This window comes from Parvularcula dongshanensis, assembly GCF_014199615.1.
In the GTDB taxonomy this organism is placed as follows: Bacteria; Pseudomonadota; Alphaproteobacteria; order Caulobacterales; family Parvularculaceae; genus Parvularcula; species Parvularcula dongshanensis.
Map to the genome: position 1 here is coordinate 238,459 of NZ_JACHOB010000002.1, position 14,308 is coordinate 252,766.

Genomic DNA, 14,308 nt, shown 5'->3' on the forward strand with positions numbered 1-14,308 from the left:
CGAGTCAGATAGAGGGTTAAGGAGATCGCAATGCGACAACTCAGGAAGGCGGGGATCGTCTTCGCTACCACCGGGACGGGAGCGTTGATCGCGTCCTCAGCCGCAGCGCAGGAGGCTGCGGTCGACACGCAGTACATATTGAACAGCTTCCTGTTCCTGGTCGGCGGCTTCCTCGTCATGTTCATGGCGGCGGGCTTCTGCATGCTCGAAGCGGGCCTCGTCCGGTCCAAGAACGTGGCGGACATCTGCCTCAAGAACATCGCGCTCTACGCGATCGCCGGAATCATGTACTATCTGGTCGGCTACGACCTCATGTATGACGGGGTCGAGAAGTGGTTCGGCACGTTCAGCATCTGGAACGCCGCGCAAGGCGCGCCCGGTGGGGCCGACATCGTCGGTGAAGCCGGCGGCTACGCCGATCACTCCGATTGGTTCTTCCAGATGGTCTTCGTCGCGACCGCGGCTTCGATCGTCTCGGGCGCCATGGCCGAACGCGTGAAGCTCTTTCCCTTCTTCGCCTTCGTCGTGATCCTCACCGGCCTGATCTACCCGATCTCCGGCGCGTGGAAGTGGGGCGGCGGCTGGCTCGACCAGCTGAACTTCCAGGACTTCGCCGGCTCGACCATCGTCCACTCGGTCGGCGGCTGGGCGGCGTTGACGGGCTGCCTCATCCTCGGTCCGCGCCTCGGCAAGTACGTCGACGGCAAGACCCGGCCGATGCCGGGCTCGAACCTGCCGCTCGCCACGCTCGGCACGTTCATCCTCTGGCTCGGCTGGTTCGGCTTCAACGGCGCTTCCCAGCTCGCGCTCGGCACGGTCAGCGACGCCGTCGCGGTCAGCCGGATCTTCGCCAACACCAACATGGCCGCTGCCGGCGGTGCGGTCGCGGCGCTGATCCTGACCAAAGCGCTCTACAAGAAGGTCGACCTCACCCTCGTCCTGAACGGCGCGCTCGCCGGCCTGGTCTCAATCACGGCCGAACCGCTGACGCCGTCGGTCGGCGCGGCGATCCTGATCGGTGCCGTCGGCGCCATCATCGTCACCCTGGTGATCCCGCTCCTCGACAAGGTGAAGCTCGATGACGTCGTCGGCGCCATCCCGGTCCACCTCGTCGCCGGCATCTTCGGTACGCTCGTCGTACCGGTGACGAACCCGGATGCGGGCTTCGGCGCGCAGGCGATCGGCGTCCTCGCGGTCGCGGCCTGGGTCGTTCCGACCTCCGCCATCGTCTGGTTCGTCCTCAAGCTGACCGTCGGCATCCGCCTCTCCGAAGAGGAAGAGCTGATCGGCGGCGACGCGGCCGAACTCGGCCTCGAGGCCTACCCCGAGTTCGTCGATGGCGTGCCCGATGGCGGCCGGGGCGTGGCGGCGGGCTCTTCGGCCTACGCGGGGAGCACTCAACCCGTCGGCAGCACGGTCTGACGACGCCTGCCGCGCCCCTGTCCTGGGGCGCGGCGAAGGGCCCGCGGCGGCGTCCGCGGCTCGGGGGACTTTCTTCTCGTGACGGGCTCGGGGCGCTCGTCACCACTTCACTTCAACCTGGGACAGTCACATGAAAATCAAGCTTGCTCTTCTTGCCGCGGCAGCGACCCTGAGCGGAAGCGCTGCCCTCGCGCAGGAGGCCCCCTGGGGCATCAGCGCCAACGTCGCCTACACGAGCGACTATCGCTTCCGGGGCGTCTCCTACTCGAACGGTGGCCTCGCGATCCAAGGCGGCTTCGACCTCACCCATGAGAACGGCCTCTATGTCGGCACGTGGATGTCGTCGATCGACGCCTACCTTCCCGCGATCGTCGTCGGTGCCGACGGTAGCGCCGAGATCGATCAAAGCTCGGAGACCGAACTCGACCTCTATGGCGGCTACGCCTTCGACGTCGGTAGCGCGGCCATCGATGTCGGTGTCCTGTACTACCAATACCCGGGCGCCTCGAACGACGACTACGTAGAACTCTACGGCTCGGTCGCCGGGGACGCCGGCGTGGTCAGCCTGACGGCGGGCGCGGCGTACGTTCCCGACCAGGACAATGCCGGAGGGGACAACCTCTACCTCTACGGCTCGGGGAGCGTGCCGCTCGGCGACAGCCCCTTCGAGGCTTTCGCCCAGATCGGATATACGGACGGCTCGTTCGTCTTCTCGGGCAGCGATCAGTTCGACTGGCAGCTCGGCGTCTCCACGGCCTTCGCCGGACTGGACGTCTCGGTCGCCTATGTCGATACTGACGCGGACACCGACTTCGGCGATTCCGGCCTTCCCGCCGAGCGGATCGACGTTCTCGAAGATCGCGCCAAGGACATCTACGGCGCGACCGTCGTACTGACGGTCGGAAAAACCTTCTAACGACGCTGCCACCCCGCCTTCGGGCGCGACATTCTGCCAAACTGGTACGCCCGCGTGGACATTACGTCCTCGCGGGCGTATCCGTTCCGGGCTCCAGTCAGTTCCATCGAGGTTCCCGCCATGTCCGACATGCTGCGCTTCGTCAGCTTGCCGCGCCAGACGCCCGACAAAAGGGCGCCCGAGCTGCGCCGCGAGGACTTCGAGGAGATCTACCAAGGCTTTCAGGAACGCCAGGCCGAGGCCCAGGCGTCGCGGTGCTCGCAGTGCGGCGTGCCCTTCTGCACCTCGGGCTGCCCGCTCGGTAACCACATTCCCGACTGGCTGCGGCTCGCGGCCGAAGGCGATCTTCGCGAAGCTTGGGAGATGTCCGCCGCGACCTCGAACATGCCCGAGGTCTGCGGGCGCATCTGTCCGCAGGACCGGCTGTGCGAGGGGTCGTGCGTGATCGAGCAGTCCGGGCACGGCACGGTGACGATCGGCGCTGTCGAGCAGTACATCACCGACAATGCGTGGAAGAACGGCTGGATCAAGCCGATCAAGCCGAAGCGCGAACGGCCGCAATCGGTCGGCATCATCGGTGCGGGCCCGGCGGGCCTCTCCGCCGCCGACCAGCTGCGCCACCTCGGCTACAAGGTCACCGTCTACGACCGGTACGACCGGGCGGGCGGCCTGATGATCTACGGCATCCCGAGCTTCAAGCTAGAGAAGGACGTGGTCGCGCGCCGCGTCCAGCGCCTCATCGATTCGGGCGTGACCTTCGTCCAGAACGCCGATGTCGGCGGCGCCCTCCCCTTCGCGGAGGTCCGCGAGAAGCACGACGCGGTGCTGATCGCGACGGGCGTCTACAAGGCGCGCGATCTCTCCGTGCCGGGCGTCGGCAATAACGGCGTCGTCAGCGCCCTCGACTACCTGACCGCGTCGAACCGCAAGGGCCTCGGCGATCGCGTGCCCGCCTTCGACGAGGGCTACATGAACGCCAAGGGCAAGCGCGTCGTCGTCGTCGGCGGCGGCGACACGGCGATGGACTGCGTCCGTACGGCGATCCGTCAGGACGCGACCTCGGTCACCTGCCTCTACCGCAGGGACCGCGAGAACATGCCGGGCTCGGCGCGCGAGGTCCTGAACGCGGAGGAAGAGGGCATCGAGTTCCGCTGGCTCTCCAACCCCAAGCTTCTCCTCGGAGAGCCGGAGGCCCTGTCAGGCGTGCGCGTCGCGAAGATGCGCCTGGGCGCACCCGACCAGTCGGGCCGTCAGTCGCCGGAGGAAGTGCCGGGCGAGGAGGTGGACCTCGACGCGGACCTCGTCATCAAGGCGCTCGGATTCAGCCCCGAAGACCTGCCGGGCGCCTTCGGGGAGCCCGACCTCGCGCTGACCCGCTGGGGCACGATCAAGGCGGACCCGTCGAGCTTCGAGACCTCCCTCCCCGGCGTCTTCGGCGCGGGCGACATCGTGCGCGGCGCGAGCCTCGTCGTGTGGGCGATCCACGACGGGCGCAAGGCCGCCGCCGGCATCCACGACTACCTCCGCAGAGGCGAGCTGCCGCACGGCACGAATACGGTCGGCAAGCAGCTCGAAGAGTACGACCCCCGCGCCTACGAACCCGTGGCCGCGAAGTGACGAGGCTCAGCGCATGGTCGGCGAATCTCAGTTGTGGCCTCGCGCTCGCCCTCGCCGCATGCGCGACCCCCGGTGCGGACTCCGCAGAGCCGCAAACCGCACGCCGGACAGCTGAATTCCAGACCGAGGTCGAGAGCGCAGAGTTGCTCGGACACCTGATCTTCGATCAGGACACGGCGGCTTGGGTCGCGACCGACGCGCTTCTCGCGGACAAAGAATACGCTGAGTTGATCGGTGCAGATATACGCGGATGGGTGAGCTACGAGGACGGCGACGCGTACGAGACCGCCTTTGTCGGTTTGCGTGATGACGAACCTTCCGCTCTGTTCCGAGTCAGGTCGCGAGGTCGGCAGGTCTTGGCGGAGGAGCGCCTGCCCGACGGCTCCGCGCTGACGGCCATCGAAGCGCTAAGGTGGCGGGCGCGCACGGCCATCATGGACCAGAGCATCGAGCGGTGTAACGATTTTCCTTCGATCAACACCGCCGTCGTTCCCATTCCGGGTGATCCCGAAGGGAAGCTCTACGGGTACATCTTCTCCGCCACTCGGGTGCCAAATCTGGTCGTTCTGGGTAAGCACTATCGTTTCACCGTGTCCCCAGATGGAAACGACGTTCTGCAGAAGAGGGACTTTTCCAAGACCTGCATCGCGGTCGCCAACCAGCCTGAAAATAACGCGGGCGCACTATTCATCACGCACATCATGACGCCCTACCCTGAAGAACATCACGTATTCGCCTCGCTCGCACACGACGTGCCGATTTACGTAGGCACGAGCGACGAGAACGTGTGGCAGGTGCAGGACGGCAGGATTGAACGGACGAAGAAATGAGCGCGCCGATCGAACTCCCCATCAATTCCGACGAAGCCAGATCGGATCTGATCATGAACAAGGAGCGGACAATGACGGAAGTCGTTCCCTTCGGACTCTACGACCCTCGTGACGAGCACGACGCCTGCGGCGTCGGGCTGATCGCCGCCATCGACGGCAAGCCCCGGCGCGAGGTCGTCACGCGCGCCATCGACGCGCTCAAGGCCGTCTGGCACCGCGGCGCGGTCGCGTCCGACGGCAAGACCGGCGACGGTGCTGGGCTTCGCGTCGACGTGGCGCAGGACTTCTTCCGCGAGAAGGTCGCGCGCGGCGGGCACGAGCCGACGCGCGCGGACGTCTGCGTCGGCATGATCTTCCTGCCGCGCACGGACTTCTCCGGTCAGGACCGCGCCCGCGCGATCGTCGAGACCGAGATCCTGCGCTTCGGCTTTAGGCTCTACGGCTGGCGGCAGGCGCCGGTCGATTCGACCGTGATCGGCACGACGGCGAACGCCGCGCGGCCCGAGATCGAGCAGATCCTGTTCCATGACCCGCAAGGGCGCGACCTCCACGACATCGAGCGCACGCTCTACCTCGTCCGCAGACGGATCGAGAAGCAGGCCCTCGCCGAGCGGCTGCAGGACTTCTACGTCTGCTCGCTCTCCCCGCGCGACGTCATCTACAAGGGGATGTTCCTCGCGGGCGACATCGACAGCTTCTACCTCGACCTTAAGGACGAGCGCTTCGTCTCCTCCTTCGCGATCTTTCACCAGCGCTACTCGACCAACACCTTCCCGCAGTGGCGCCTGGCCCAGCCCTTCCGGATGCTGGCGCATAACGGCGAGATCAACACGCTGCGCGGCAACGTCGCCTGGATGCGCAGCCACGAGGTCAAGATGGCCTCGACCGCGTTCGCCGAGCATGGCGGCGACATCAAGCCGGTCATCCAGCCCGGCGGCTCGGACTCGGCCGCGCTCGACGCCGTCTTCGAGGTGATGGTGCATGGCGGACGCTCCGCGCCGATGGCGAAGGCGCTTCTGATTCCAGAGGCTTGGTCCAAGCGCCGGGACATCATGACGCCCGAGGTCCGCGCTCTTTACGAGTACTGCAACGCGGTCATGGAGCCGTGGGACGGCCCCGCCGCGATCTGCGCCTTCGACGGACGCTGGGCGATCGCGGGGCTCGACCGCAACGGCCTCAGGCCCCTGCGCTACGCCATCACCGAGGACGGCCTCCTCGCCGTCGGCTCGGAGAGCGGCATGTGCCCGACGGGCGACAAGAAGGTCGTCACGCGCGGCGCCGTGCCGGCGGGCGGCATGATCGCCGTCGACCTCGACGAGGGGCGCTTCTACGACCCCGCCCAGATCCTCGACCACCTGACCCAGGCGCACCCCTATGCCGAGTGGCTCGGCAACGTTCAGAACCTCGACGAGGAGATCGGGCCAGGCCCCGAGGATCGTCTCTTCGAAGAGCTCGACCTGCGCCGCCGCCAGGTGGGGTCGGGCTACACCCAGGAAGACCTCGAGCTCATCCTTCGCCCCATGGTCACCGAGGGCAAGGAGGCGGTGGGGTCGATGGGCGACGACACGCCGCTCGCCGTTCTTTCGGACCAGTACCGTCCGCTCTCGCACTACTTCCGCCAGCGCTTCAGCCAGGTGACGAACCCGCCGATCGACCCCCTGCGCGAGGGCCGGGTCATGTCGCTGAAGACGCGGTTCAAGAACCTCGGCAACATCCTCGCCGAGGACGAGACGCAGACCAACGTCTACGTCCTCGACGGGCCGATCCTGACCAACGGCATGTATGCCCGGATGTCGCAGAAGCTCGGCGGCGTGGTCATCGACTGCACCTTCACGGATGCCGACGGCACGGGCGAGCGTCTGCGCGCCGCCCTCGACCGCATCCGCGACGAGGCGGCGAAGGCCGTCCGCGACGGCGCGGACCACATCGTCCTGACCGACGAAGCGCAGGGTCAGGGCCGCCTGCCGATCCCGATGATCCTGGCCGCGGGCGGCGTCCACCGGCGTCTCATCGAGACGGGGCTCCGCTCGTCCTGTTCGCTGACGGTCCGCTCTGCGGAGTGCGTCGACAGCCACTACGCCGCCGTGCTGATCGGCGTCGGGGCGACGACCGTGAACCCCTACCTCGCGCTCGAGACCATCGCGAGCCGTCACGCCGCGAACAAGTATCCGGGCGTGACGATCGGCCAGGCCGTCCTCGCCTACAAGACGGCGATCGAGAACGGTCTTCTGAAGATCCTGTCCAAGATGGGGGTCTCGGTCATCTCGGCCTATAGGGGCGGATGCAACTTCGAGACGCTCGGACTCTCGCGGACCCTGCTCGCGGAGTTCTTCCCGGACGCCTCGTCGCGGATCTCCGGCATCGGCCTCGCCGGGCTCGAGGCAGGCCTTCTCGGCCTCCAGGACCGCGCTTGGCCTCAGGACGAGGACGACGCGCTGCGCCTGCCGGTCGGCAGCTTCTACCGGGTTCGCAGCCAAGGCGAGCGGCACGCCTATGAAGCGACGCTGGTCCGCGACCTTCAGACCGCGGTCCGCGAGAACGACTACGACGCCTACAAACGGTTCTCGAAGGCCCTGAACACGCAAGGCACGATCCAGCTTCGCGACCTTCTCACCTTCAAGACGATGGGCGACGCGGTCGCGCTCGACGACGTCGAGAGCGTCAACGCGATCCGCCAGCGCTTCATCACGCCCGGCATGTCCCTCGGCGCGCTGAGCCCCGAGGCGCACGGCGCGCTCAACGTCGCGATGAACCGGATCGGCGCGAAGTCGGTCTCCGGCGAAGGCGGGGAAGATCCGCGCCGCTACGAGCCGATGCCGAACGGCGACAACATGAACTCTGCGGTCAAGCAGATCGCGTCGGGGCGCTTCGGCGTAACGGCCGAGTACCTGAACCAGTGCCGCGAGATCGAGATCAAGGTGGCCCAAGGCGCCAAGCCCGGCGAGGGCGGGCAGCTGCCGGGCTTCAAGGTCAACGCCTACATCGCGAGCCTCCGGCACGCGACCCCGGGCGTGACCCTGATCTCGCCCCCGCCCCACCACGACATCTACTCGATCGAGGACCTCGCCCAGCTGATCTACGACCTCAAGCAGATCAGCCCGGAAGCACGGGTCTGCGTGAAGCTCGTGAGCTCGGCGGGCGTCGGCACGATCGCGGCGGGCGTCGCGAAGGCGAAGGCGGACGTGATCCTCATCTCGGGCCATGTCGGGGGCACGGGCGCGAGCCCGCAGACCTCGATCAAGTTCGCAGGCTCGCCCTGGGAGCTGGGGCTCGCGGAGGCGAACCAGGTGCTGACGCTGAACGACCTGCGCGAGGCGGTGACGCTGCGCACCGATGGCGGCCTCCGCACGGGCCGCGACATCGTCATCGCGGCGATGCTCGGCGCCGAGGAGTTCGGCATCGGCACGCTCAGCCTCGTCGCCATGGGCTGCCTCATGGTGCGCCAGTGCCACTCCAACACCTGCCCCGTCGGCGTCTGCACGCAGGACGAAGCGCTGCGGAAGAAGTTCGTCGGCACCGCCGATCAGGTCGTGAACCTGATGACCTTCATCGCGGAGGAGGTGCGCGAGATCCTGGCCTCGCTCGGCGCATCGAGCCTCGACGACGTCATCGGGCGGTCGGACCTGCTACGCCAGGTCAGCCGAGGCTCGGACACGCTCGACGACCTCGACCTCAACCCGCTTCTCGTCCGCGCCAATGAAGGGCCGCGCCCGCCCCGCTCGACGCGGGAGGGGCGCCGCGAACCCGATCCGACGCTCGACGCGCAGATCGTCGCGGACGCCGCGCCCGTCTGGCGTCGGCGCGAGAAGATGCAGCTGACCTACACGGTCAGGAACACGCATCGGGGCGTCGGCACGCGGACGAGCCACCACATCATCCGCTGGTTCGGCAAGGACGGGCTGCCCGACGGGCACCTGACCGTCCGCCTTCACGGCTCCGCCGGACAGTCGCTCGGCGCCTTCGGCGCGAAGGGCCTCCGCATCGAGGTCGAAGGCGACGCCAACGACTACGTCGGCAAGGGCCTGTCAGGCGCGGAGATCATCGTGCGCGGCTTCAAGCGCGAGCCGAGCGGCATGGTGATGGTCGGCAACACCTGCCTTTACGGCGCGACCTCCGGCGCGCTCTTCGCGGCGGGCCGGGCCGGAGAGCGCTTCGCGGTCAGGAACTCCGGCGCCACGGCCGTGGTCGAGGGCTGCGGCTCGAACGGCTGCGAGTACATGACGAACGGCGTCGTCGCGATCCTGGGCTCTGTCGGCGACAACTTCGCCGCCGGCATGACGGGGGGACGGGCCTACGTCTACGATCGTCAGAACACGTTCGAGGCGCTGGCGAACCCCGAGCACGTGACCTGGGGCGGGCTGACCGCCGAGGCGGAGGCCGAGTGCCACGCGCTGATCGAGCGACACGTCGAGGAGACGCGGTCGCCCTACGGCGCAGAGCTGCTCGCCAATTGGGAGACCGAGAAGGCGCACTTCCGCTTCGTGCGGCCGCACGGCGCGAAGGAGATGGCCGAAGAGGACGAGATCTCGGCCGTATCGGCTCGTCTCTAACGAACGGGCGCTGAGGCGGCGGCATCGCCGCTTCAGCGCTTGAGCGGCAGGGTTTGGCAGAAACGCCTAACGCTCTGGCCTCACTCCGCATCTTCGTGCCAGTTTCTGGTTGCGCGAGAGCACGCCTCTGTGTTAACCGCGCGACTATCGAGGGCTTCCCCCTCCAGCCGAACGGGTCGCACCGTGCCGCATCGCGACGATCTTACCGACGACGCCCGCGCGCCCAGCGACGCCGCTGCGCTGCCCGTACTCCTCGTACTCCTTATTCCCTGCAGCCCCCCGGGAGCGGCATCGGACTAGGCGTACCAGCCTCCGACGCGAAGCTCCCTCCGGGGAGCTTTTTTGTTTCTGACCTCAGACTTCGAACGACAGATCGTAATGACAAAGACCAAACGCAGCGACGCGATCACCAAAGGGCCGAGCCGGGCGGCTGCGCGCGCCATGCTGCGCGCGACCGGCATGACCGACGAAGACTTCGACAAGCCGATGGTCGCGGTCATCAACACCTACTCCTCGGTCACGCCCTGCAACATGCACCTGCGGGACCTGGCGCCCAGCGTCCTGAAGGGCGTGCGCGAGGCGGGCGGCTGGCCGGTGGAGTTCGGCGCCCTCGTCGTCTCGGACGGCATCACTATGGGCCATGAGGGCATGCGCGCGAGCCTGATGAGCCGCGAGGTCATCGCCGACTCGATCGAGCTGGCCGTGCGCGGGCACGCGCTCGACGCGGCGGTCATCATGGTCGGCTGCGACAAGACCATCCCCGCCGCCGCCATGGCGCTCGCGCGCCTCGACGTGCCCGGCGTCGTCTTCTACGGCGGCACGATCGCGGCGGGCTGCCCCGCCTCGGGCGCCAAGGCCGGACAGGACATCTCGATCCAAGACGCCTTCGAGGCGGTGGGCGCGCACGGACGCGGCGCGATCGACGATGCGGAGCTCGGCGCGATCGAGCGCGCCGCCTGCCCCGGCGCGGGCTCCTGCGGCGGTCAGTTCACGGCCAACACCATGGCGATGGCCCTCGCCTTCTTGGGGCTGGCTCCGATGGGCGCGGGCGATCCGCCCGCCGAGCATCCGGACAAGGCCGCCGAGGCCGAACGCTGCGGCCGCCTCGCGGCGGAACGCGCCTTCGCGGAAGGCGGGCGCAGCTTCGTGACGGAGACGAGCCTGCGCAACGCCGCGCTCTCGGTCGTCGCCTCGGGCGGCTCGACCAACGCGGTCCTGCACCTCGCCGCCATCGCGGCCGAGGCGGGTACGCCCTTCTCGATCGACGCCTTCGACGCCCTCTCGCGCGAGACGCCGGTGATCGCGAACCTCAAGCCCGGCGGCCGCTACCTCGCCCAGGACCTTCACGCCGCCGGCGGCTGCCGCCGGTTCGGCCGGGTGCTGATGGAAGGCGGCTTCCTCGAGGACGCGCCCACCGTTTCGGGCAAGTCTCTCTTCGAAGAGTTGAAAGGCGCCGAGGAGAGCGCCGACCGCGACGTGATCCGCCCCTTGGAAAACCCGGTGAAGAAGACCGGCGGGCTGCGCGTCCTCTACGGCGACGTCGCGCCCGAGGGGGCGGTCCTGAAGACGGCGGGCTACGCCGACGCGGCCTTCGAAGGCCCCGCGCGCATCTTCGAGAGCGAGGAGGACTGCTTTGCCGCGGTCCAGCGCGGCGAGATCGTGGCGGGCGACGTCTGCGTCATCCGCTATGAGGGCCCCGCGGGCGGCCCTGGCATGCGCGAGATGCTGGCGGTGACCGCCGCGCTCGCCGGCCAAGGCCTCGCGGGCAAGGTCGCGCTGATCACGGACGGCCGGTTCTCCGGCGCTTCCCACGGCTTCGTCATCGGCCACGTCGCGCCCGAGGCCGCGCGCGGCGGACCGATCGGCCTCCTGCAGGAAGGCGACATCATCCGCATCGACGCGGAGGGACGCAGGATCGACGCCGACATCGACTGGGACGCACGCAGAGCCGCGCACACGCCCCGCCCGCTCCGCCGCATGGGCGGCTACTTCGACAAGTTCGCAGCGCTGGTCGGCTCGGCGAGCCAAGGCGCAACAACCATCATCCGCGAGGGAAAGTAAGATCATGGCCCAAGACCTGCGAGTCTTCACCAAGGACGACGTGAAGCCGGACACGTTCAAGGACACGACCATCGCCGTCATCGGCTATGGCAGCCAGGGGCGCTCGCACGCCCTGAACCTGCGCGATTCCGGCGTCGACGTGATCATCGGCGCGCGCCGGGGCGGCCCGTCCGAACAGAAGGCGGAAGCCGACGGCTTCCGCGTCCTGTCCCCCGCGGACGCGGCGAAGGAGGCGAACTTCATCGCGCTGACGGCGCCTGACATGGCGCATGCGGAGATCTTCAAGAACGACGTCGCGCCGAACCTGCAAGCCGGCGACGCGCTGATGTTCGCACACGGCTTCTCGGTCATCTACGGCCAGGTGACGCCGCCCAAGGACGTCGACGTGTTCCTGGTGGCGCCGAAGGGCCCCGGCGACCTCGTCCGCCGCGAGTTCGAGCGCGGGCGCGGCGTGCCCTGCCTCTTCGCGATCCATCAGGACGCGTCGGGTCACGCGACCGACAAGGCGCTATCCTACGCAGACTCGATCGGCGGCACGGCGGCGGCGGTCTTTGAGACGAGCTTCAAGGCCGAGACCGAGACCGACCTCTTCGGCGAGCAGGCCGTCCTCTGCGGCGGCGCGACCGAGCTCGTCGTCATGGGCTTCGAGACGCTGGTCGAGGCGGGCTACCCCGAGGAGCTCGCCTACTACGAGTGCCTGCACGAGCTGAAGCTGATCGTGGACCTCCTCAACGAGGGCGGCCTCGCCAAGATGCACGAGTTCATCTCCGAGACCGCGATCTATGGCGACCTGCGCTCCGGCCCGCGCGTCATCAACGAAGAGACGCGCGAGCGGATGCGCGCGGTCCTCAAGGACATCCAGTCCGGCACCTTCGCCCGCGACTGGATCTTGGAGAACCAGGCCGGCAAGCCCGCCTACAACGCCCTCCTCGCCGCCGACCTCGACCATCCGATCGAGGAAGTCGGCCGTAAGCTTCGCGGCCGGATGAGCTGGCTGAAGCCCGGCGCCAACAACGCACCGGAGAACTGATCGTGACGCGGCCGGCCTCTCCCGCCGAACGGGCGCGCAAGCGCTACGATCGCCTGGTCGCGGCCGGCCGCGTCCGCCTGCCCGAGCCGCCTGCCCCGGCGGCGCGGCCCGAACCCGAAGCGCCGTCCGAGGAGGACGCTGCGACCCCCGCCAACCCCTTCGCCGTCTTCATGGGATGCGCGCCATGAGCCAGACCGCCAGAACCATCGCCCCCGACGCCGAACCGAGGCCCATGACGGGCGCCCGCCTCGTGGTGGAAGCGCTCGTCGCCCATGGGATCGAGACCGTGTTCGGCTATCCCGGCGGCGCGATCATGCCCGTCTACGACGCCCTGCCGGGCTCCGGGCTTCGCCACATCCTCTGCCGTCACGAGCAGGCCTGCGCCTTCGCCGCGGCCGCTGTCGGGCGGATGACGCGCAAGGCCGGGGTCTGCATCGCGACCTCCGGCCCCGGCGCCACGAACCTCGTGACGGGCATCGCAGACGCCTACATGGACTCCGTCCCTCTGGTCGCGATCACCGGCCAGGTCGCGCAGCCCGTCATGGGCACGGACGCCTTCCAGGAGATCGATACCTTCGGCATCACCATGCCGATCGTGAAGCACAGCTACATCGTTCGGCACGCGGACGACATCCCGGCCATCATCGCCGAGGCGTTCGACATCGCCGAGCACGGACGCCCGGGCCCCGTCCTGATCGACATCCCCAAGGACGTGCAGATGGCGGCGGCCGAAGGCGGCTCTTACGCCGCGCGGCATACGCCCGCCCCCTGCCTGGACGAAGAAGGGCTGCGCCGGGCCGAGGCCGCGGTGCGCGAAGCCAAGAAGCCGCTCTTCTACATCGGGGGCGGCACCGTCCGCTCGGGCGCCGTGGACGAGGTCCGTGCCCTCGTCGCACGGTCGGGCATCCCCGCCGTGTCGACGCTGCAGGGCCTCGGCGTCCTGCCGACCGGGCACCCGCAGTTCCTCGGCATGCTGGGCATGCATGGCAGCCGCGCGGCGAACATGGCGGTGCAGGAGTGCGACCTCCTGATCAACGTCGGCGCCCGCTTCGACGACCGCGCGACCGGCGCGCTCGAGAAGTTCGCGCCGCACGCGCGAGTGATCCACTTCGACAAGGACGCGAGCGAGATCTCGAAGCTGCGCCGCGCCGACGTGCCGGTCTCCTGCGACCTCAAGCCCGCTGTGCGCTCCTTCCGGCCGGAGCCCTCCGGCATCGAGCCGTGGGTGAAGCTGAACGAGGAGCGACGCCAGGCCTGCGCGCCGCGCTACGACGCGCCGGTCAGCGGCATCTATGCGCCCGCCCTCCTTCACCGCCTGTCCGAGAAGGCGGGGGACAAGTTCGTCGCCGTCCCGGACGTCGGCCAGCACCAGATGTGGGTCGCGCAGCACTGCCGCTTCTCGCGGCCCCAGGCGCACATCACCTCGGGGGGCCTCGGCTCCATGGGCTTCTCCCTGCCGACGGCAGTGGGCGCGAAGTTCGCAGAGCCCGACGCCTGCGTCGTCTCGATCTCGGGCGACGGCGGCTTCATGATGAACATTCAAGAGCTCGCCACGCTGCGCCGCTACGGCGTGCCGCTCAAGGTGATCGTCCTCAACAACTCCCACCTCGGCATGGTCCGTCAGTGGCAGGACCTCTTCTTCGAGGGCAACCGCTCCGAGGTCGACCTTTCGGACAACCCCGACTTCGCCGTCGTCGCGCAGGCCTTCGGCGTCGAGGCGTTCACGATCGACAAGCCGGAGGAGGTCGAGGCCGGGCTCGACCGCCTGCTCGGCGCCGAAGGGCCGATCCTGATGCACGTCGTCATCGACCCCAACGAGAACGTCTGGCCGCTGGTCGCGCCGGGCAAGGCGAACCACGAGATGCTGGACAAGGAAGGCTGA

Annotated in this window: 9 protein-coding genes; all 9 read left to right on the forward strand. The window is 68.4% G+C overall.

The genetic code is table 11. The features are described from left to right. The first annotated feature begins 30 nt into the window (after nt 1-30). The 9 genes from GGQ59_RS06855 (at nt 31) to ilvG (ending at nt 14,308) form a co-directional block, all read left to right on the forward strand. Nucleotides 31-1,422 carry an ammonium transporter gene (locus GGQ59_RS06855; protein WP_183817038.1) on the forward strand — a complete coding sequence of 464 codons (1,392 nt, stop codon included), beginning with the start codon at nt 31-33 and terminating at the stop codon, nt 1,420-1,422. Between the two features lie 130 nt (nt 1,423-1,552). Then, nucleotides 1,553-2,338, forward strand: coding sequence for a TorF family putative porin (locus tag GGQ59_RS06860; RefSeq protein WP_183817039.1), 786 nt, complete (start codon nt 1,553-1,555; stop codon nt 2,336-2,338). Between the two features lie 129 nt (nt 2,339-2,467). After that, nucleotides 2,468-3,955 carry an NAD(P)-dependent oxidoreductase gene (locus GGQ59_RS06865; RefSeq protein ID WP_221400943.1) on the forward strand — a complete coding sequence of 496 codons (1,488 nt, stop codon included), beginning with the start codon at nt 2,468-2,470 and terminating at the stop codon, nt 3,953-3,955. Beyond that, on the forward strand, nt 3,952-4,785 hold the full coding sequence (locus GGQ59_RS06870; RefSeq protein WP_183817041.1) for a hypothetical protein: 834 nt from the start codon (nt 3,952-3,954) through the stop codon (nt 4,783-4,785). The genes GGQ59_RS06865 and GGQ59_RS06870 overlap by 4 nt, the downstream gene beginning before the upstream one ends. Nucleotides 4,786-4,856: 71 nt before the next feature. Beyond that, entirely contained in the window at nt 4,857-9,335 is a 4,479-nt protein-coding gene (gltB, locus tag GGQ59_RS06875) for a glutamate synthase large subunit (RefSeq protein ID WP_183817042.1), read from the forward strand. Between the two features lie 378 nt (nt 9,336-9,713). After that, complete coding sequence (ilvD, locus tag GGQ59_RS06880; RefSeq protein WP_183817043.1) at nt 9,714-11,396, forward strand: dihydroxy-acid dehydratase; 1,683 nt, start codon at nt 9,714-9,716, stop codon at nt 11,394-11,396. Nucleotides 11,397-11,400: 4 nt separating this feature from the next. Further along, the gene (ilvC, locus tag GGQ59_RS06885) at nt 11,401-12,426 is read left to right on the forward strand and encodes a ketol-acid reductoisomerase (RefSeq protein WP_183817044.1); all 1,026 of its coding nucleotides are present in this window, start codon (nt 11,401-11,403) and stop codon (nt 12,424-12,426) included. Between the two features lie 2 nt (nt 12,427-12,428). Then, nucleotides 12,429-12,614: a hypothetical protein gene (locus GGQ59_RS06890; RefSeq protein ID WP_183817045.1), complete on the forward strand. Its 186-nt coding sequence runs from the start codon at nt 12,429-12,431 to the stop codon at nt 12,612-12,614. Then, the gene (gene ilvG / locus GGQ59_RS06895; protein WP_343074284.1) at nt 12,611-14,308 is read left to right on the forward strand and encodes an acetolactate synthase 2 catalytic subunit; all 1,698 of its coding nucleotides are present in this window, start codon (nt 12,611-12,613) and stop codon (nt 14,306-14,308) included. Before GGQ59_RS06890 ends, ilvG begins: the two co-directional genes overlap by 4 nt.

Excerpts from the sequence above, each read along its gene's own strand:
- GGQ59_RS06855 (WP_183817038.1), top strand. The coding sequence starts at position 31 with ATGCGACAACTCAGGAAGGCGGGGATCGTCTTCGCTACCACCGGGACG.
- GGQ59_RS06860 (WP_183817039.1), top strand. The coding sequence starts at position 1,553 with ATGAAAATCAAGCTTGCTCTTCTTGCCGCGGCAGCGACCCTGAGCGGA.
- GGQ59_RS06865 (WP_221400943.1), top strand. The coding sequence starts at position 2,468 with ATGCTGCGCTTCGTCAGCTTGCCGCGCCAGACGCCCGACAAAAGGGCG.
- gltB (WP_183817042.1), top strand. The coding sequence starts at position 4,857 with ATGACGGAAGTCGTTCCCTTCGGACTCTACGACCCTCGTGACGAGCAC.
- ilvD (WP_183817043.1), top strand. The coding sequence starts at position 9,714 with ATGACAAAGACCAAACGCAGCGACGCGATCACCAAAGGGCCGAGCCGG.
- ilvC (WP_183817044.1), top strand. The coding sequence starts at position 11,401 with ATGGCCCAAGACCTGCGAGTCTTCACCAAGGACGACGTGAAGCCGGAC.
- ilvG (WP_343074284.1), top strand. The coding sequence starts at position 12,611 with ATGAGCCAGACCGCCAGAACCATCGCCCCCGACGCCGAACCGAGGCCC.